We start from the raw sequence: 19,889 nt of genomic DNA on the forward strand, positions 1-19,889 counted from the left end.
TAGCGGTTGCAAAACGTGTCCGCAACACAGGCGGGCCGGGGGGCGCCGTGTTTTGCCCCGATGAAAAATATCTCGGTACGACCGTGCAAACGGGGGCCGGAAGAGCCATTCCTGCAAAGACCGACATTCGGCCAGCATCGTACGTGCCGTTTCGGGTGCCGTCGCCAGCGGTTTAGGCTAGAATGCACGGCCTCAAAGCACACCCCCTTCCCGAGGCTGTCCCGAAGATGTTGATCCTGCGCGGCGCTCCTGCCCTTTCTGCCTTTCGCCACAGCAAACTCCTTGAGCAACTGAGCCAGAATGTTCCGGCTGTCAGTGGCTTGTATGCTGAATTCGCTCACTTCGCCGAAGTCACCGGCGGTTTGACCGGCGACGAACAGCAGGTGCTCGCGCGCCTTCTGAAGTACGGTCCCAGTGTTCCTGTCCAGGAGCCGACCGGTCGTCTGTTCCTGGTGCTGCCACGTTTCGGCACCATTTCGCCATGGTCGAGCAAGGCCAGCGACATCGCCCGTAACTGCGGCCTGGCGAAAATCCAGCGCCTGGAGCGCGGCATTGCCTTTTATGTTGCCGGTGAGTTCAGCGAGGCCGAGGCCCAACTGATCGCCGAGGGCCTGCATGACCGCATGACCCAGATCGTCCTGGGCAACCTGGAGCAGGCCGCGGGCCTGTTCAGCCATGCCGAGCCAAAACCGCTGACCGCCGTCGATGTGCTGGGCGGCGGCCGTGCCGCACTGGAAAAAGCCAACGCCGAGCTGGGCCTGGCCCTGGCCGAAGACGAGATCGATTACCTGGTCAACGCCTTCCAGGGCTTGAAGCGCAACCCCCACGACATCGAACTGATGATGTTCGCCCAGGCCAACTCCGAGCACTGCCGGCACAAGATCTTCAACGCCAGTTGGGACATTGATGGCCAGAGCCAGGAAAAAAGCCTGTTCGGCATGATCAAGAACACCTATCAGATGCACAACGAAGGTGTGCTCTCGGCCTACAAGGACAACGCCGCGGTGATCGTCGGCAACGTCGCCGGGCGTTTCTACCCGAACCCTGAGACCCGCCAGTACGGTGCGGTCCAGGAGCCGGTGCACATCCTGATGAAGGTCGAGACTCACAACCACCCGACCGCCATCGCCCCGTTCCCGGGTGCGTCCACCGGTTCCGGTGGCGAGATCCGCGACGAAGGCGCCACCGGTCGCGGTGCCAAGCCCAAGGCTGGCCTGACCGGCTTCACCGTATCGAACCTGCAGATCCCGGGCTTTGAACAGCCGTGGGAAAAGCCCTACGGCAAGCCCGAGCGCATCGTCAACGCCCTGGACATCATGATCGAAGGTCCTCTTGGGGGCGCGGCGTTCAACAACGAATTCGGCCGTCCGGCCCTGACCGGTTACTTCCGTACCTTCGAGCAATCCATCAGCACTCCGCGCGGTGAAGAAGTGCGCGGCTACCACAAGCCGATCATGCTCGCCGGCGGCATGGGCAACATCCGCGCCGAACACGTGCAGAAAGGCGAGATCCTGGTCGGTTCCAAGCTGATCGTCCTCGGTGGGCCGGCCATGCTGATCGGCCTGGGCGGCGGCGCCGCTTCCTCCATGGCCACCGGCACCAGCTCGGCGGACCTGGACTTCGCCTCGGTCCAGCGGGAAAACCCGGAAATGGAACGCCGTTGCCAGGAAGTCATCGACCGTTGCTGGCAGTTGGGTGAACACAACCCCATCAGCTTCATCCACGACGTCGGCGCGGGCGGTCTGTCCAACGCCTTCCCGGAATTGGTCAACGACGGTGGCCGTGGTGGCCGCTTCGAACTGCGCAACATTCCGAACGACGAGCCGGGCATGGCCCCGCACGAAATCTGGAGCAACGAATCCCAGGAACGTTATGTCCTGGCGGTCGGCCCGGCCGACTTCGAGCGTTTCCAGGCCATTTGCGAACGCGAGCGCTGCCCGTTCGCCGTGGTCGGCGAAGCCACTGCCGAGCCGCAACTGACCGTCACCGACAGCCACTTCGGCAACAGTCCGGTGGACATGCCGCTGGAAGTGCTGCTGGGCAAGGCCCCGCGCATGCACCGTTCGGCCGTTCGCGAAGCCGAGCTGGGCGATGATTTCGACCCGTCGACGCTCGACGTTGCCGATTCCATCGAGCGCGTTCTGCACCACCCGGCCGTGGCGAGCAAAAGTTTCCTGATCACCATCGGCGACCGCACCATCACCGGTCTTGTGGCCCGTGATCAAATGGTCGGCCCGTGGCAGGTGCCGGTGGCCGACGTTGCCGTGACCGCCACCAGCTTCGACGTCTACACCGGCGAAGCCATGGCCATGGGCGAGCGCACGCCGTTGGCGTTGCTGGACGCTCCGGCGTCGGGCCGCATGGCGATTGGCGAGACCCTGACCAACATCGCGGCCTCGCGCATCGGCAAGATCTCCGACATCAAACTGTCGGCCAACTGGATGTCCGCCGCCGGTCACCCGGGTGAAGACGCCCGCCTGTACGACACCGTCAAGGCTGTCGGCATGGAGCTGTGCCCGGAGCTGGGCATCACCATTCCGGTGGGCAAGGACTCCATGTCCATGGCCACGCGCTGGAACGATGAGGGCGTGGACAAGAGCGTCACCTCGCCGCTGTCGCTGATCGTCACCGGTTTCGCCCCGGTCACCGACATCCGCCAGACCCTGACCCCGCAACTGCGCATGGACAAGGGCACCACCGACCTGATCCTGATCGACCTGGGCCGTGGCCAGAACCGCATGGGCGCCTCGATCCTCGCCCAGGTGCACGGCAAGCTCGGCTCGCAAGCGCCGGACGTCGACGATGCCGAAGACCTGAAGGCGTTCTTCGCGGTCATCCAGGGCCTCAACGCCGACGGTCATCTGCTGGCCTACCACGACCGTTCCGACGGTGGTTTGCTGACCACCGTGGTGGAAATGGCTTTCGCCGGCCATTGCGGCCTGAGCCTGACCCTCGACAGCGTTGCCGAGTCTACGGCTGAAATCCCGGCCATCCTGTTCAACGAGGAACTGGGCGCGGTGATCCAGGTTCGCCAGGACGCCACCCCAGACATCCTTGCCCAGTTCAGCGCAGCGGGCCTGGCCGACTGCGTCTCGGTGATCGGCCAGCCGATCAACAACGCCCACATCAACATCACCTTCAACGGCGACACCGTCTTCGAAGGCCAGCGCCGTCTGTTGCAGCGCCAGTGGGCGGAAACCAGCTACCAGATCCAGCGCTTGCGGGACAATGCCGACTGCGCCGAGCAGGAATTCGACGCGCTGCTGGAAGAAGACAACCCGGGTTTGAGCGCCAAGCTCAGCTACGACGTCAATCATGACGTGGCCGCGCCTTACATCAAGAAAGGCATTCGCCCACAAGTGGCGGTGCTGCGTGAGCAGGGTGTCAACGGTCAGGTGGAAATGGCGGCGGCGTTCGACCGCGCCGGTTTCAACGCGATCGACGTGCACATGAGCGATATCCTGGCCGGCCGTGTCGACCTGAACGACTTCAAGGGCATGGTCGCCTGTGGCGGTTTCTCCTACGGCGACGTGCTGGGTGCCGGTGAAGGCTGGGCCAAGTCGGCACTGTTCAACAGCCGCGCCCGCGACGCGTTCCAGGGCTTCTTCGAACGCACCGACAGCTTCACCCTCGGCGTGTGCAACGGTTGCCAGATGATGTCCAACCTGCACGAGTTGATCCCGGGCAGCGAGTTCTGGCCGCACTTCGTGCGTAACCGTTCCGAGCAGTTCGAAGCGCGCGTGGCGATGGTCCAGGTCCAGGAATCCAACTCGATCTTCCTGCAGGGCATGGCCGGTTCGCGCATGCCGATCGCCATCGCCCACGGCGAAGGCCATGCGGAATTCGAAAGCGAAGAAGCCCTGCTCGAAGCCGATTTGTCCGGTTGCGTGTCGCTGCGGTTCGTCGACAACCACGGCAAGGTCACCGAAACCTACCCGGCCAACCCGAACGGCTCGCCGCGCGGAATCACCGGCCTGACCAGCCGCGACGGCCGCGTCACGATCATGATGCCACACCCGGAACGTGTGTTCCGCGCGGTGCAGAACTCGTGGCGTTCGGACGACTGGAACGAAGACGCACCATGGATGCGCATGTTCCGCAACGCCCGCGTCTGGGTGAACTAAGGGCGTGTACAAGCTCTGCTTCTTCGTCCCGGCCAGCCACCTGGACGTGGTCAAAAGCGCCGTTTTCGCCGCCGGTGGCGGACGGATCGGCGCCTATGACCACTGCGCCTGGCAAGTGCTGGGCCTGGGCCAGTTCCGCCCCTTGGACGGCAGCCAGCCGTTCATTGGCGAAGCGGGGCAGGTCGAGCAGGTCGAGGAATGGAAAGTGGAGCTTGTCGTGGCCGATGAGTTGATTCGTGCGGCGGTGGCGGCGTTGAAGCAGAGCCATCCCTATGAGACACCGGCTTATGAAGTGTGGCGGTTGGAGGATTTTTGATCGTCCGGCCGTTGAATGAGAAGCCCGCTGATTGATTCAGCGGGTTTTTTATTGGTCGCGATATAGGTTGAAACACAACTGTGGACACGGACCTGTGGCGAGGGGATTTATCCCCGTTGGGCTGCGCAGCAGCCCTCAAGCCAGGCAATTCGGTGTTTCAGGCAGATTGAGTTGTTGGCTTAGGGGACTGCTGCGCAGTCCAACGGGGATAAATCCCCTCGCCACAGGGAACTCATGTGTGGTCGGGCGCTACGGCCGGATCTCGATCATGGTGCCATCCGGCACCAGGTTCCACACCTCGCGCATGTCCACATTGCGCATGGCAATGCAGCCGTCGGTCCAGTCCAGGGTGTGGAACAGCTGCTCAGGGTTTTCTTCGGAATCCGGGGTGCCATGGATCATGATCATGCCCCCCGGTTCCACGCCTTCGCGGCGGGCGCGGGCGGCGTCGCTGATGTTGGGGTAGGAAATGTGCATCGACAGGTAGAAGCGGTCGCTGGTCTTGCGCCAGTCGATCCAGTAGAAACCCTCGGGGGTGCGCTTGTCGCCTTCGATCAGCTTGGGGCCTTTTTTGGCGCCTTTGCCCAATGAAATGCGATAGGTCTTCAGTGGTTTGCCGTCGTTGATCAATTGCAATTGATGGGCGGACTTGAGCACCAGCACTTTTTCGATGGTCTTGCCGTTGTAGGTTCCCACCGCAGAAGCCTGGGACACCGCAGCGAACGACAAGCAGAACAGGACAAGCAACCAGCGCATTGAAACGATATCCCTAGAGGTGTCGCGGCTATTATGGATTTTTAGGTATTGGCAGGCTGGGCCAGCGGCGGGATCGATTCGGATCGCACCGGGTAGTCCTCGGTTCGCCGGTCAGCATAGAAGTATTCTAGGGTACGGCCCACCGTGCGGAAAGCCAGCTCGTCCCAGGGAATGTCCGCTTCGTCGAACAGTTTCACTTCCAGGCTCTCGGGCCCGGCGGCGAAATCTTCGTCCACCAGCTCGGCGCGGAAGAATACATGCACCTGGCTGATATGCGGAACATCAATCAACGTATAAATGCTCAGGTTGCGCACGCGGGCGCAGGCTTCTTCGGCGGTCTCGCGCACGGCGGCTTGCTCGACGGTTTCGCCGTTCTCCATGAAACCTGCCGGCAATGTCCAGTAACCGCGCCGTGGCTCGATGGCACGCCGGCACAGCAGCACTTTGCTGCCCCAGGTCGGCACGCAACCGGCCACGATATTGGGGTTCTGGTAGTGGATGGTGTGGCAGGTATCGCAGACAAAGCGCAAGCGCGAGTCGCCTTCGGGGATACGCTTGGTTACCGGGTTACCGCACTGGCTGCAGAATTTCATGCTTGGGTTCCTGAATGCTGCGCCTATCTTGGCGTCTGCGGGCGGCTGTCGGCAAGTTGTCGTTTCGCGACACGTCGCAGTGCGGGGGTTGGGCGGCTTGCCTGATTGGTGCATGATGCAAGGTAGCGAATAAATCGAGAAGTCTCATGCTGGACGAGCTACTGCATCGAGTAAGCAACCATACCCCACGTGATCTGGAGACTGACCGACGTTTCCCTGAAGCGGCGGTGCTGGTGCCCATTACCCGCAGTGACGAGCCGGAACTGGTCCTGACCCTGCGCGCCAGCGGGCTTTCGACTCATGGCGGCGAAGTTGCATTTCCCGGTGGGCGCCGCGACCCGGAAGACCCGGACCTGATTTTCACCGCCTTGCGCGAAGCCGAAGAAGAAATCGGCCTGCCCCCCGGCCTGGTGGAAGTGATCGGCCCCCTCAGTCCCTTGATCTCGCTGCACGGCATCAAGGTCACGCCCTACGTGGGGGTGATTCCCGATTACGTCGAATACCAGGCCAACGATGCCGAGATCGCCGCGGTGTTCAGCGTACCGCTGGAGTTCTTTCGCAAGGACCCGCGCGAGCACACTCATCGCATCGACTACCAGGGCTGCAGTTGGTATGTGCCCAGCTATCGTTTTGGCGAGTACAAGATCTGGGGCCTGACGGCGATCATGGTGGTCGAGCTGGTCAACCTGATGTTCGACGCCGGCATCGACCTGCACACCCCGCCCAAGACTTTCATCAATACCTGAAGCCCCGAGGAACCTCATGAAATACCGCCTGGGTGATGCCCGTGTCGAAACCCACCCACAGAGCTGGGTCGCCCCCAACGCCACATTGGTGGGCAAGGTCCGCCTCGAAGAAGGCGCCAATGTCTGGTTCAACGCGGTGCTGCGTGGCGATAACGAACTGATCCTGATCGGCAAAAACAGCAACGTGCAGGACGGCACGGTGATGCACACCGACATGGGCTTCCCGCTGACCATCGGCACCGGCGTGACCATCGGCCATAACGCCATGCTTCACGGTTGCACGGTGGGGGACTACAGCCTTATCGGCATCAATGCGGTGATCCTCAACGGCGCGAAGATCGGCAAGAACTGCATCATCGGCGCCAACTCGCTGATCGGCGAAGGCAAGGAGATTCCTGACGGTTCGCTGGTGATGGGCTCACCCGGCAAGGTTGTGCGGGAATTGACCGAAGCGCAGAAGAAGATGCTCGAGGCCAGCGCGGCGCACTATGTTCACAACGCGCAGCGCTACGCCCGCGACTTGGCCGAGCAAGAGCAATGAACCCGCCAGAACGCCCGGTTCCGTCGCCCTGCGTGAACATCTGCGCCCTGGACGATGACGACATCTGCACCGGCTGCCAGCGCACCGTGGCGGAAATCACCCGTTGGAGCCGGATGGACAACGATGAGCGACGCAGTGTTCTGGCGTTGTGTCATGAAAGGGCCAAGGCCAGTGGATTGGTGTGGATGTTGCCGGTGAGGCGCTGACGCCCACACAAGACTCTGTAGGAGCACGTACCTGTGGGAGCAAAGCTTGCTCGCGATGCAGGCACCCAGGTCGTCAGGTGGACCGCGTGATCGTTCATCGCGGGCAAGCCTTGCTCCCACAGGTTTGGCTTCCACAGATGCTGTTCCCCAAAATCTTTATTTCAGCGACGCCACCGATCCAATCCCACCACCCCCAGCGCAATCGCGACAAACCCCGCCAATATCCCTGCGGCATTGATGAGCACCTGTGGATAACCCAGGTTCGCCACGTCAATGAAAGGGTAGGGGTACGCCGCCAGTAATTCCCCCCGCAGCAGGAGCCACGCGAAGTACACCACCGGGTAAATCATCCACAGCCCGATGTGCTTCATGCGCAAGGTGCCCTTGGGCACGCAGAACCACCAGTAGGTCATGAACAGCAACGGCATGACGTCGTGCAGCAATTCGTCGGCCACGAACTGCCAGCCTTCGGGTTGCCACAGATGTCGCAGCAGCAGGTTGTAGGCCAGGCCGACCAAGGTAATGCTCACGGTAATGCCGCTGCTGACCCCCGGCTGCAAGAACCAGCGCCGGGCCGGCGATTCTCGCTGGATCAGTTCCCAGGTCAGCACCACGGCCACCAGAGTGTTGGTCAGCACGGTGAAGAAACTGAGAAAGTTCACCAGGCCGCCGAGCAAGCTTGCGCCCAGTTCCCAGCGACCGAGCAGGATCAGGTACAACTGGATGCTCAACCCGGCCCAGCCCAACAGGGCCGCCACTGACACGAAGCACTGTCGCAGCGCGGGGCGCCGACGGATCTGAATGTCCACGGCTCAGACCGGTCGTTTGGTGCGCATCAGCTTGATGTACAGCCGCTCGACTTTCTCCCGCGCCCACGGCGTCTTGCGCAAAAAGGTCAGGCTGGACTTGATGCTCGGATCGCTCTTGAAGCAACGAATGTCGATGCGCTCGGCCAGACCCGACCATTCGTAGTGCTGCACCAGGGCGTTGAGGATCTGCTCCAGCGTCACGCCGTGCAGCGGGTTGTTGTTGGATTCGGTCATGGGAGGCCTTCGCGCAAAGAGGTGTAAAGCCGCGCACCTTAGCCGAGGTGCCCGCGTGGTGGAAGTATCACTGAAACGCTGCCTGTTTGTTTCGCGGCTTTGCGCAACGCCTACTGTTACCGAATCCGAAATGATTCATGTCAGTAAAAGGCCTTTCTCTATTTGTAACAGGACATTATCCTTGCGCCGCCTGCTGAAACGCTTCTTCTGCCGTGCCAAAGCCCCCGGCGTTCAGCGAATCCCCTAAAAAGATCAAGAATTCCTTCTTTATGTTCGATGTTCAGACTCTGCAAGACAGCGCTGTCCGGCACTGTATTGCCGCCAGAAACACCCTTCACCTGATGGCCGGTCTCGGCGCCTTGGGCATTGCCATCGGCGCTCAGGCCGCTCCCGCGTTCGACAGCGACTCACCCTGGATGCTGGGTGACTGGAACGGCACGCGAAGCGAACTCGCGAAAAAAGGCTACGACTTCAAGTTCGATTACACCGGTGAAATGGGCAGCAACCTGCACGGCGGCTACGACCATGACCGCACCGCTCGCTACAGCGACCAGTTCGCCTTCGGCACGCACCTGGACCTGCAGAAAATCCTCGGTTGGCACGCCGCCGAGTTTCAACTGACGGTCACCGAGCGCAGCGGCAATAACATCAGCAATGACCGGATCAACGACCCGCGCGTTGGCGGTTTCACTTCCGCCCAGGAAGTCTGGGGCCGTGGCCAGACCTGGCGGTTGACGCAGATGTGGTATCAGCAGGCATTTTTCGATGACCGGCTCGATATCAAGGCCGGTCGTTTCGGTGAGGGCGAGGATTTCAACAGCTTCCCCTGCGACTTCCAGAACCTGGCGTTCTGCGGCTCGCAAGTGGGCAACTGGGTGGGCGGCATCTGGTACAACTGGCCGGTCAGCCAGTGGGCGCTGCGGGTCAAGTATCACCTCACGCCTGAGCTGTATGCGCAGATCGGGGCTTATGAACAAAACCCCTCGAACCTGGAAACCGGTAACGGCTTCAAGCTCAGCGGCAGCGGCACCCAGGGCGCCGTAGTGCCGGTGGAGCTGGTGTGGTCGCCCAAGCTCAATGGCCTGCCGGGCGAATACCGCGCCGGTTATTACTACAGCAGTGCCAATGCCACCGACGCCTACAAGGATCGCAGCGGCCAGCCGGCCGCCCTGAGCGGCGAGGCGTATCGCAGCGCGTCGAGCAAGCATGGCGTGTGGTTGGGGGCGCAACAGCAACTGACCAGTGTCGCCAGTGACCATTCCCGTGGCCTGAGTGTGTTCGCCAACGCCACGATGCACGACAAGAAAACCAACGCTATCGACAACTATGTCCAGGCCGGTCTCGTCTACAAGGGCCTGTTCGACGCCCGCGCCAGGGATGACATCGGTTTTGCCCTGGCTCGGGTTCACGTCAACCCGGCTTACCGCAAGAACGCCGAGGCCACCAACCAGGCCCGCGCCGTCCAGGGTTACGACAACCCGGCCTTTTTGCCACCCCAGGACACCGAGTACAGCGCCGAGTTGTATTACGGCGTACACGTGACGAACTGGCTGACCGTGCGCCCGAACCTGCAGTACATCCGCCATCCGGGCGGCGTGGACAAGGTCGATGACGCGCTGATTGGCGGGATCAAGATTCAGTCGTCGTTCTAGTCAGTGCACAAGACCCTTGTGGGAGCGAGCCTGCTCGCGATAGCGATTTCACATCCAACATTGAAGTCGACTGTCACGCCGCCATCGCGAGCAGGCTCGCTCCCACAGCAACCGCTTCAACCCAATTACCTCTTTCAACTGAACCATGCCCCCTCAAGATCGTCATCTACAGTGACTACTTGCGCGGGACTCCTTAAAACCTCACGGAGAATCACACTATGAGCACTGAGGGTGCTATGAGTCGAAGCCGTCTGCTACCGAGCCTGCTCGGCATTCTGCTTCTATTGATGGGCCTGGCCCTGTTGGCGGGGGGAATCAAGCTGAGCACGCTTGGCGGCTCGCTGTATTACCTGCTGGCCGGTATCGGCCTGGCGCTGACCGGCGTGCTGCTGATCATGGCCCGGCGTGCAGCCCTGGGCCTGTACGCGCTGGTGCTGTTCGCCAGCACCGTGTGGGCGCTGTGGGAAGTGGGCCTGGACTGGTGGCAACTGGTGCCGCGCCTGGCAATGCTGTTTGCCTTGGGCATCGTCATGTTGCTGCCGTGGTTCCGCCGTCCACTGTTGACCCCCGACGCTTCGCCCATGGGCACCCGTGCTTTGGGCGCCGCCGTGGTTATTGCCGGCATCACCGCGCTCGCCAGCCAGTTCACCAATCCGGGTGAAATCGAGGGCCAACTGGACCGCGACAGCGTGCCTGGCATGACCAACACCGCCCCGGCGATGCCGGACGGGGATTGGAACTCCTATGGCCGCAGTGCCCATGGTGACCGTTATTCGCCTCTGGCGCAGATCACCCCCGAGAACGTCAGCAAGCTGGAACCGGCCTGGACCTATCGCACTGGCGACCTGCCAGGGCCGAACGACCCGGGTGAGACCACGGCGGAAAACACACCGCTGAAGGTCAACGGCATGCTCTACGTGTGCACGCCCCACAGCCAGGTGATTGCTTTGGAGCCTGAAACCGGCAAGGAAATCTGGCGGTTCGATCCGAAGCTTTCCACGCAGAAAGCGGAAAACTTCAAGGGCTGGGCCCACATGACCTGCCGCGGCGTGACCTATCACGATGACGCGGTGTACGCCTCGGCCGAGCAGAGCCCGACCGGCGCGGCCAGCACCACGCCGGCGAGCACCGTGTGCCCACGCCGGATCTTCCTGCCGACCGCCGACACGCGCCTGATCGCGCTGAACGCCGACACCGGCAAGATGTGTGAAGACTTCGGTGACAAGGGCCAGGTCGACCTGACCGCCAACATTGGCGGCTTCACGGCCGGCGGTTACTACTCCACGTCGCCACCGGCCGTGACCCAGAACCTGGTGGTGATCGGTGGCCACGTCACCGATAACGTCTCCACCGACGAGCCAAGCGGGGTCATCCGCGCCTATGACGTGCACACCGGCGAGCTGGTGTGGAACTGGGACAGCGGCAACCCGGACGACACTACGCCGATTGCCGAAGGCCAGACCTACACCCGTAACTCGCCGAACATGTGGTCCATGTTCAGCGTCGATGAAAAACTCGGCATGCTCTACCTGCCGATGGGTAACCAGACGCCCGACCAGTTCGGTGGTTTCCGTACACCAGAATCGGAGAAATACGCCGCCGGCCTGACCGCGCTGGATATCGCCACCGGCAAGGTGCGCTGGTACTTCCAGTTCACCCACCACGACCTGTGGGACATGGACGTAGGCGGGCAACCGACGCTGATGGACTTGAAAACCGCCGATGGCGTGAAGCCGGCGGTACTGGCATCGACCAAGCAGGGCAGCATCTACGTGCTGGACCGCAGCAATGGTCAGCCGATCGTGCCGATCAAGGAGATCCCGGTGCCGCAAGGCGCGGTAGAGGGTGACTACACCTCGCCGACCCAGCCGATGTCCGACCTGAACTTCGTGCCGCCGGTCCTCCAGGAACGCGACATGTGGGGCGTGACCCCGTTCGACCAGATGCTGTGCCGGATCGACTTCAAGTCGCTGCGCTACGAAGGCATGTTCACGCCGCCGTCGCTGCAAGGCTCGATCGTCTACCCAGGTAACTTCGGCGTGTTTGACTGGGGCGGTATTTCGGTTGATCCGGTACGCCAGATCGCTTTCGTCAATCCGAGCTACATGGCGTTCAAGTCGAAACTGGTTCCTGCGGCCGAAGTGGCCGGCGGTCCGGGGCGCAAGAGCGAGACCGAAGGCGTGCAGCCGAACAAAGGCGCGCCGTATGGCGTGATCCTCGAAGCGCTGCTTTCGCCAATGGGCCTGCCTTGCCAGGCACCGGCCTGGGGTTATGTGGCGGCCGTCGACCTGACCAACAACAAAACCCTGTGGATGCACAAGAACGGCACCGTGCGTGATAGCTCGCCGGTACCGATCCCGCTGAGCATGGGCGTACCGAGCCTGGGCGGCGCCTTCACCACCGCCAGCGGCCTGGCGTTCCTGAGCGGCACCCTCGACCAGTACCTGCGTGCCTATGACGTGAAAAACGGCAAGCAACTGTGGGAAGGCCGCCTGCCAGCGGGCGCCCAGACCACGCCGATGACCTACACCGGCAAGGACGGCAAGCAGTACGTGCTGGTCGTCGCCGGTGGCCATGGTTCCCTGGGTACCAAGCAGGGTGACTATGTGATCGCCTATAAACTGCCGGATTAAGCGGGAGTGATCGTTCCCACGCTCCTGCGTGGGAATGCATCCTCCGACGCTCTGCGTCACCGTTTCAGAAGCGGAACGCGGAGCGTCCTTGGCGGCGTTCCCACGCTGAGCGTGGGAACGATCTGGGGTAAACCGGCGCTCATGAAAAAGGCGACACCTTTGCGGGTGTCGCCTTTTTCTTTAGCCCAATGTCATCCCAAGTTAGCTGTGGGAGCAAAGCTTGCTCGCGATGCTGGCGCCCTGGTCTTCAGTTGGACCGCGTTATCGTTCATCGCGGGCAAGCCTTGCTCCCACAGATCACCATGAGGCAAGCGATACTGCTTACAACTCGATCTTGACGGCCTGGGAAGCCCGGGTCGCCTTGGCGCGGGCGGCGTCGATGGACTCGTCTCGCGCCAGGGCCACGCCCAGGCGGCGCTGGCCGTTGACTTCCGGTTTACCGAACAGGCGCAGGGCGGTGTCCGGTTCGGCCAGGGCAGCGCCGAGGTTGGCGAAAGCGGTCTGGGTCGACTGGCCTTCCACCAGGATCACCGCCGAGGCCGATGGGCCGAACTGGCGGATCAGCGGGATCGGCAGGCCGAGGATGGCGCGGGCGTGCAGGGCGAACTGCGACAGGTCCTGGGAAATCAGCGTCACCAGGCCGGTGTCGTGTGGGCGCGGCGAGACTTCGCTGAACCACACCTGGTCACCCTTGATGAACAGCTCGACGCCAAACAGGCCGCGACCACCCAAGGCTTCGGTCACGGCTTTAGCCACGCGCTCGGATTCAGCCAGGGCCACCGGGCTCATGGCCTGAGGCTGCCAGGATTCCTGATAGTCGCCTTTTTCCTGGCGGTGACCGACCGGTGCGCAGAAGGTGGTGCCGCCAACATGGCGCACGGTAAGCAGGGTGATTTCATAGTCGAAATCGATGAAGCCCTCGATGATCACCCGGCCCTTGCCGGCACGGCCGCCTTCCTGGGCGTAGTCCCAGGCTTTCTGCACGTCATCGGCACTGCGCAGCAGGCTCTGGCCCTTGCCCGAGGAACTCATCACCGGCTTGACCACGCACGGGAAGCCCAGGGTTTCAACGGCCTTGCGGTAGTCTTCCACGGTGTCGGCGAAGAAATACGGCGAGGTCGGCAGACCCAACTCTTCGGCGGCCAGGCGCCGGATGCCTTCGCGGTTCATGGTCAGTTGCGCGGCACGAGCGGTGGGGATCACGGTGAAGCCTTCAGCTTCCAGTTCCACCAGCGTGGCGGTGGCGATGGCTTCGATTTCCGGCACGATGAAGTGCGGCTTCTCGGCCTCGATCACCGCGCGCAGGGCCGCGCCATCGAGCATGTTGATCACATGGCTGCGATGGGCCACTTGCATGGCCGGCGCGTTGGCGTAGCGATCCACGGCAATCACTTCAACGCCCAGGCGCTGCAGTTCGATTACCACTTCCTTGCCCAGTTCACCGCTGCCACACAACAAAACGCGGGTCGCGGTGGGCGACAATGGAGTTCCGATACGGGTCATCTGAAGGTCCTCAAACAGGAGCGGAGCATCGAGGGTCGCGCGCCGGGCGAGCTTCCCATGGGGAGAAAGCGCGGCATTTTACATGAACCGCAGGTTTTGGCTTCAGCCGGTGACGGCCTGTTTGCGCAAACGCCAGGCCATGATCAGCCACACTGCCGTGACCCCGGCAAATTTCGAGACCAGCGCGGTGATCACCACGGCCGGTGTCAGGGCATCGATCATGCCGAAGAAAATGAAGGTGTCGAGGGGAATGCTCAGGGCCGAACTGATCCACAACCGGTCATGCAGCGGACGCTTGGTGATGGAGAACACCAGCCAGTCAATGCATTCGGATACCGCGAACGCCGTGGCGCTGGCCAGGGCAATGGTCGGGTCGGAGGTGACGTAGGACAACACCAGCGCCACCAGCATCGCCACGATGGCGCCGTGGCCGAATCGAGTTTGCACCATGTCGCGCAGGACAAACACCAGCCCGCCCCAGGCCGACCAGATGATGTCCAGGTGCGGCGCGGCGGAAAACGCGAAGTTGATCAGCACGACGCTGCTGATATAGGCGATCAGGAAAAGCATGGATCGGGGTACCTGGTGGGGTGTAAATCAAGTATTCAAGAGCGACGATAGCCCTGTGGGAGCAAAGCTTGCTCGCGATGCAGGCGCCTCGCTTTCTGAAAGACCTCATTGCCTTCATCGCGGGCAAGCCTTGCTCCCACACAGGTTGTGTTCGGTCAGTGGGTGCAGGGTACTTTAGCAGGCCAGCACGCCGCACCTCATTCCTCCTCGCTGTCATCCGCCTTCCAATACCCCACCGCCTTCACAAAATCCTGATCCAACCCTTTATCCTCCAACAACACCTTGCGAATCTGTCGCGACACCTTGCTCTCGGTGGCGACCCAGGCGTACAGCTTGCCGCCGGGCATTTCCAGGTGCTGCACGGTGGTCAGCAGGTTGTTCTGGCGGCCTTCGCGCAGCACCCAGATCACGTGTACTTGCGCGGGGCTGTTAAGGATTTGCTGCTCGGCGCCGTTTTCCACTTCCACCACCACCAGCGCACGCCGGTTGGCCGCCAGGTTTTCCAGGCGACGGGCGATGGCGGGCAGGGCGGTTTCGTCGCCGATCAGCAGGTAGTGGTCGAAGATGTCCGGGACAATCATCGAGCCCCTTGGCCCGGCGATGTTGAGGTATTGCCCGGGCGTCGCCTGGGTCGCCCAGGTCGCGGCAGGCCCATCGCCATGCAGCACAAAGTCGATGTCCAGCTCCAGCGTCTGCAGGTCATAACGGCGCGGGGTGTAGTCGCGCATTTGCGGCATCGGGCCCTGATCCTTGCCAGCGCCGGGGGCGAAGTTTTCCAGGGCGGCGTGTTCCTCGGCGTTCTGTGGGAACAGCAGTTTTACGTGATCGTCGCTGCCGAGGCTGGTGAACCCGGCCAGTTCCGGCCCGCCCAGGGTGATGCGGCGCATGCGCGGGGTCAGGTCCTGCACTCGCAACACCTGCAGGCGGCGGCGCTTGATCTCGTGGCTGACACGGTGAATGGTGTTTTGATCGACTTCAGTCATTGGCTGGACTCCGAAACAGGTGGACGGTCGGGACCGTCGATAATGGCTTTGGCGGTGTTGTTGAGCAGGTCGCGAATCCGCAAAGTTTCTTCCGGGCTCCACCGGCCATGGTGTTTGTGCAGCGCATTGCGCAGGTTATACACCGCTTCGTGGATTTCCGGGGGGCGGTCTTGGCCGCGCAGGGAGCGCTTGCTCGCTTCAATGCGCATGCGTACCTCATTCAGCGCCGGGGTCTGGTCTTCAAGGAATAGACGTCCGGCGTCGGTCACGCTGTAGCGTTTTTTTCCACCTTCGGCGTTGCCGGCGATCAATGCGCCCATTTCCAGGAAGGTCAGGGTCGGATAAATCACGCCGGGGCTGGGGCTATAGGCGCCGTCGAACATGTTTTCGATCCGGCGGATCAAGTCGTAGCCGTGGCAGGGCTGCTCGCCAATCAGCGCCAGCAACAGCAATTTCAGGTCACCGGAGGCGAAGACCCGGGGGCCCCGGCTACCACGCTCACGGCCTGCGGGTCGACGTTCGAAACCATCGTGTTCATCGTGTTCATCGTGTTTTCGGCTGGGATGGGAAGGGGGGACTGTCATATGCCTGCTCTCCGTTCTGCATAAGATAGAACTGAGATATATCTTTATCCGTAGATATATCTTTGACCCTCGATATATCTTGGAACTAAGATATATCGAAGTCGGGTTCCAATTGTTTGAAAAAGATAAGACCTTACCCGAATCCCTTGCCTGTACGGGCGGCAAAGTAGGCAACTGTCTGCATTTGCAGTTTTAAATCCGGGGTGTGACTTGCAGGTGTGGGTTGTTTCTTACATCCAAACTTCGGTTTTATATAAAACAGTGTATTTTTCGTTATTGCGCATGGCGGTTTGGCTACGTGCCTTTGGGAATAGGCCTGCTTATTTTTAATTAAAGAGAGTGGATCATGCTCCGGCGTTGAGGTCAGGCCAGGCTGTAGTGGGTCTGCAACTTCAAGCCTTCTCTTTATGCTATGAACAGGTGTCAAACATGCTCAAACAAATCGTATCCGGTACTGCTCTGATCGCCGCAGCCCTGAGTTCCTCGCTGGTCTTCGCTCTGGACGATGCCCGCTCTTCTATTCATATCACCGCGACGATTCCCACCAAGCAGTTCCATGTACTGCCACGCAACCCTGACTTCGGTAAGGATGAAGTCATGCACTACAACCCGGTGACCAACTCCTTGAGCCCTTTGCGTCAGACCTTCGACGTGAAGAACACCGATGGTTCGGTGCATGCCTACCTCTTGGGTGGTCAGCCTTCGTTGACCAACGGTACGGACGCCATTCCCCTCATCGCCAGGTTCAACAATGTCACCCTGACCGAGTTTCCTCAGGAAGTGGTGACTGACGCGGCATCCACTCCAGGTACCCAGGCCGACATGCTCATCATGGCCTCGACCGTGCCTCTGGAGAGCCAGGTCGGTCAATACACCGCCGACTTCACCGTGATCTTCGACGCGGTGCCTCGCCCGTAAACCCTTCACTGCCCGATGGCTTTTCTCGTCCTGCGGGCATGAACGCAGGTCGGCCGCCCGGCCGGCCTGTACCTGGAACGTCCCGATAGTTTGCTGATATGAGAATCCATTGATGTTTGTGATGACACCCATCGTGGGTGCGCTGGCGCTGTTGTTGTGCGCCAGTGCATTGGCTGCGCCGACCGCCCCGGGTACGACGCCCAGAAGTCTGTTGTCCCAGGCCAAGGGGCTGCCGGAGGAGTTTGAAGCCCACTTTTTCGATGTGCCTCTGGCGGTTCGTATGGAACTCGATCAACAGTACCTCGGCGAAGCCATGGTGGTGTTGACACGCGATGATCGTATTACCTTGCTCGAATTCACCGACACCCAGGACAGCCCGATCCCGCCCGTCGAGCGCGGGCAATGGGAGCAACTGCTCAAACAGGGGCGCGCCTTGGGTGCCTGCGAAGCCAAATGCACGGCGGGGCTGCTGGCGGTGCATTACAGCCTTGAACATTCACTGGTGTCGATCCTCACTGAAAAAGTGGAGCGCGGCAGCGTGGAGAAACGTTATTACGATCAGCCACAGGGGGGCAGTCTGGGCTTGATCGTCAATAACCAACTCAATCTCAACGGTGGTCAGGAGCAGGATACGGGCGGGCGTTATGGCCTCAATGCCAGTTCCAGCGTGGGCAACTGGACCCAGTCGTTCGATCTGCAGCTTTCGCGCCTGGGCGGGCCGGACGATAAGCTCTACCACGCCGTTCATGAGTTGCACACCCAGCGCGAGATGCAAGACAGTTTTTTGCGCCTGGGTTATTTCATGCCGGGCTCCGATGGTTTGAACCGTCAGATCCGTTCGTTCGGGGCCAACCCGGATACCGCGCTGGGGGTCATGTACGGCAGTTCCGACAGCCTGGTGATCAATAATCCCAAGCCCAGCGTGTACCCCATTTATGTCACCGCCAGTCGTCAGGCGGCGGTAGAGATCTATCGCAACGGCCTGTTGCTCAATACCCAGGCCGTCAGCGCCGGCTTGCAGAGCCTGGATACCCGGCCATTGCCTGGCGGCATCTATGAAGTGGAAGTGCGGCTGATTGAAGACGGGCAGACCACCGCCACGTCCCAGGAGCTGGTCTACAAGCCCAACAACTGGCGCAGCGCCGATGATCGCTGGCGCTACAACCTGTTTGCCGGCCGTGAAACCAAACTGCTGAGCAACTGGGACGATCAACCCTCGGGCTTCACGACTGCCGGGGTCGGTCTCAATTACTTGCTGCACCCGCGAGTGGTGTTGGGGCTTTCCACGCGCCAGGTGCAGGACAAGCTGCAGTACGGCACCTCGGTGGACTGGACGCTGCCCGCCAACACCAGCTTCTTTGCCAACGTTTACCAGACCGAGCAATACGGCACTGGCATGGACCTGCAGGCGCTGTACAGCTACGGTCTGGGCAGTGTGGTGGCCAGCCATAATCGCAGTTGGCTGGACACGCGCAACACTTACGAAACCCTGCCTGACGGCACCCGTATCCGCCAGCGCGACGTGTTCGTCGGCCAGACCAGCAATTCGTCGCTGTCGGTCTCCCATCGACTGAGCAACAAGTCGTCGATCAACGGGCGGCTGTTCTACAGCGAAGGCAATGTCGAGGGCGCCGGTGTGGACCTGGGATGGACCCAGCGTGGCAAGCTTGGCGGCAGCGATGCCAACTGGCGGTGGTCGGTGTTCGACCGTCCGGGCACCTCCAGTACCGCCGATCGACGAAATCGCGGCGTGGACCTGAGCGTCAGCGTGGCCTTGGGCGGGCCGGGCGAGTATTGGTCGGGCAGTATCGGCACCCGCACATCCCGTGACGGAACGCGGGACAACAATGGGTCGCTGAGCTATCGCCGGGACCTGCAGGATCACGTGCTGCAAAGCGTGTCCGCCACGGTACTGGCCGATACCTATGGCGTGGGCCTGTCCGGCCTCGCCAGTTTCGACACCGATACGGTGTACGGCGACGGTTTCATCCAGCGCTCTTCCTACAACAACAACCTCACCGGTGGCTTGAACCTCAGCAGCACGGTGGCCGTGGGTGGCCAGAAAGTCGCCTTCACCGGCCTGCCCCAGAGTGGCGGCGCGGGCATGATCGTGGATGTGGAAACCGACCTGGACGACATCGTCCTGCTCGCCGACGACCTGACGGGTGGCACCACCACCTTGCGTCCCGGCCGCAACTTCGTGCCCATCACCGCCTATCAGAACAGCCTGTTGACCTTCGACTTCGACGGCGTGCATCCACCGGCGGCCAACATCGAGCCTTCACGCAGCCGCTATCACTTGAACAAAGGGGGCGTGGACTACCGCAAAGTCAGCGTGATGAGAAGCGTGACCGTGCTCGGTCGTCTGCTGGACGCGCAGGGCCAGCCGCTCAAGGGCCATCACGTGATCAACCACGCCAGCCGTGGAGTCAGCGAGGTGGATGGTTTCTTCTCCATGGAGATGAACGCCAGCTCCCCGACGCTTGAAGTGCGCTATGGCAATGACTTGCTTTGCCAGTTCCGCCTCGACCCGGATAACGCCAACAGCGAGGGCGATGTGTTGATGATCGGTGATTTGCGCTGCACGCCAGACACCCTGGCCGACAGCAACAACCCGATCGAGACGGCGGGTTGAACTTGATCCTGGCGCGCCGGCCAGCGTGGTGCGCCCTTCAACATTTCAAGCAGTGTTCCGTGAAACGGTCGCCATCGGCCGCCTTC

The 19,889-nt window shown here is 61.6% G+C and carries 17 protein-coding genes; 9 read left to right on the top strand and 8 right to left on the bottom strand.

The features are described from left to right. Positions 1-227 precede the first annotated feature (227 nt). Both purL and CRX69_RS09660 read left to right on the top strand, forming a co-directional pair. A complete protein-coding gene (gene purL, locus CRX69_RS09655) occupies positions 228-4,124 on the top strand; it encodes a phosphoribosylformylglycinamidine synthase (RefSeq protein ID WP_107321926.1) in 3,897 nt (1,298 codons plus the stop codon). A gap of 4 nt (positions 4,125-4,128) precedes the next feature. Further along, positions 4,129-4,440, top strand: a complete 312-nt coding sequence (locus tag CRX69_RS09660) for a YqfO family protein (RefSeq protein WP_047228888.1) — start codon at positions 4,129-4,131, stop codon at positions 4,438-4,440. 249 nt (positions 4,441-4,689) lie between these two features. Here the strand turns inward: CRX69_RS09660 and CRX69_RS09665 are convergent, their stop codons facing one another. Beyond that, the gene (locus tag CRX69_RS09665; protein ID WP_047228889.1) at positions 4,690-5,196 is read right to left on the bottom strand and encodes a L,D-transpeptidase family protein; all 507 of its coding nucleotides are present in this window, start codon (positions 5,194-5,196) and stop codon (positions 4,690-4,692) included. Between the two features lie 41 nt (positions 5,197-5,237). Continuing rightward, the gene (locus CRX69_RS09670) at positions 5,238-5,789 is read right to left on the bottom strand and encodes an NUDIX hydrolase (protein WP_107321927.1); all 552 of its coding nucleotides are present in this window, start codon (positions 5,787-5,789) and stop codon (positions 5,238-5,240) included. Between the two features lie 146 nt (positions 5,790-5,935). Here CRX69_RS09670 and CRX69_RS09675 point away from each other — a divergent pair, with 146 nt between their 5' ends. From CRX69_RS09675 to CRX69_RS09685, 3 genes are read left to right on the top strand one after another with little or no spacing between them, the layout of a single operon-like run. Beyond that, positions 5,936-6,535 carry a CoA pyrophosphatase gene (locus CRX69_RS09675; protein WP_047228891.1) on the top strand — a complete coding sequence of 200 codons (600 nt, stop codon included), beginning with the start codon at positions 5,936-5,938 and terminating at the stop codon, positions 6,533-6,535. Between the two features lie 16 nt (positions 6,536-6,551). Next, a complete protein-coding gene (locus CRX69_RS09680) occupies positions 6,552-7,076 on the top strand; it encodes a gamma carbonic anhydrase family protein (RefSeq protein WP_092456398.1) in 525 nt (174 codons plus the stop codon). Next, positions 7,073-7,282: a DUF1289 domain-containing protein gene (locus CRX69_RS09685; protein ID WP_047228893.1), complete on the top strand. Its 210-nt coding sequence runs from the start codon at positions 7,073-7,075 to the stop codon at positions 7,280-7,282. Before CRX69_RS09680 ends, CRX69_RS09685 begins: the two co-directional genes overlap by 4 nt. A gap of 161 nt (positions 7,283-7,443) precedes the next feature. On the opposite strand, the gene CRX69_RS09690 is transcribed toward CRX69_RS09685, so the two are convergent. Both CRX69_RS09690 and CRX69_RS09695 read right to left on the bottom strand, forming a co-directional pair. Beyond that, on the bottom strand, positions 7,444-8,091 hold the full coding sequence (locus CRX69_RS09690; RefSeq protein WP_047228894.1) for a Pr6Pr family membrane protein: 648 nt from the start codon (positions 8,089-8,091) through the stop codon (positions 7,444-7,446). A 3-nt stretch (positions 8,092-8,094) separates the two neighbouring features. Then, on the bottom strand, positions 8,095-8,325 hold the full coding sequence (locus tag CRX69_RS09695) for a VF530 family protein (protein WP_047228895.1): 231 nt from the start codon (positions 8,323-8,325) through the stop codon (positions 8,095-8,097). A gap of 269 nt (positions 8,326-8,594) precedes the next feature. On the opposite strand from CRX69_RS09695, the gene CRX69_RS09700 reads away from it, so the two are divergent. Beyond that, positions 8,595-9,977 (top strand): carbohydrate porin, encoded by a 1,383-nt coding sequence (locus CRX69_RS09700; protein ID WP_047228896.1) that lies wholly within the window; start codon positions 8,595-8,597, stop codon positions 9,975-9,977. Between the two features lie 218 nt (positions 9,978-10,195). Next, positions 10,196-12,610: a glucose/quinate/shikimate family membrane-bound PQQ-dependent dehydrogenase gene (locus tag CRX69_RS09710; RefSeq protein WP_047228897.1), complete on the top strand. Its 2,415-nt coding sequence runs from the start codon at positions 10,196-10,198 to the stop codon at positions 12,608-12,610. A 321-nt stretch (positions 12,611-12,931) separates the two neighbouring features. On the opposite strand, the gene purT is transcribed toward CRX69_RS09710, so the two are convergent. From purT to CRX69_RS09730, 4 genes are all read right to left on the bottom strand, one after another. Next, on the bottom strand, positions 12,932-14,113 hold the full coding sequence (gene purT, locus CRX69_RS09715) for a formate-dependent phosphoribosylglycinamide formyltransferase (RefSeq protein WP_047228898.1): 1,182 nt from the start codon (positions 14,111-14,113) through the stop codon (positions 12,932-12,934). Positions 14,114-14,215: 102 nt separating this feature from the next. Continuing rightward, on the bottom strand, positions 14,216-14,683 hold the full coding sequence (locus tag CRX69_RS09720) for a preQ0 transporter (protein ID WP_047228899.1): 468 nt from the start codon (positions 14,681-14,683) through the stop codon (positions 14,216-14,218). 197 nt (positions 14,684-14,880) lie between these two features. Beyond that, positions 14,881-15,666 (bottom strand): siderophore-interacting protein, encoded by a 786-nt coding sequence (locus tag CRX69_RS09725; RefSeq protein ID WP_107321928.1) that lies wholly within the window; start codon positions 15,664-15,666, stop codon positions 14,881-14,883. Continuing rightward, positions 15,663-16,250: a PadR family transcriptional regulator gene (locus tag CRX69_RS09730; protein WP_107321929.1), complete on the bottom strand. Its 588-nt coding sequence runs from the start codon at positions 16,248-16,250 to the stop codon at positions 15,663-15,665. Before CRX69_RS09730 ends, CRX69_RS09725 begins: the two co-directional genes overlap by 4 nt. Before the next feature lie 429 nt (positions 16,251-16,679). Between CRX69_RS09730 and CRX69_RS09735 the strand changes: the two genes are divergently transcribed. Both CRX69_RS09735 and CRX69_RS09740 read left to right on the top strand, forming a co-directional pair. Next, positions 16,680-17,168 (top strand): CS1 type fimbrial major subunit, encoded by a 489-nt coding sequence (locus tag CRX69_RS09735; RefSeq protein ID WP_107321930.1) that lies wholly within the window; start codon positions 16,680-16,682, stop codon positions 17,166-17,168. 112 nt (positions 17,169-17,280) lie between these two features. Next, positions 17,281-19,803, top strand: a complete 2,523-nt coding sequence (locus CRX69_RS09740) for a TcfC E-set like domain-containing protein (RefSeq protein ID WP_107321931.1) — start codon at positions 17,281-17,283, stop codon at positions 19,801-19,803. The last annotated feature ends 86 nt before the right edge of the window (positions 19,804-19,889 follow it).

Source organism: Pseudomonas rhizophila (genome assembly GCF_003033885.1).
GTDB lineage: Bacteria > Pseudomonadota > Gammaproteobacteria > Pseudomonadales > Pseudomonadaceae > Aquipseudomonas > Aquipseudomonas rhizophila.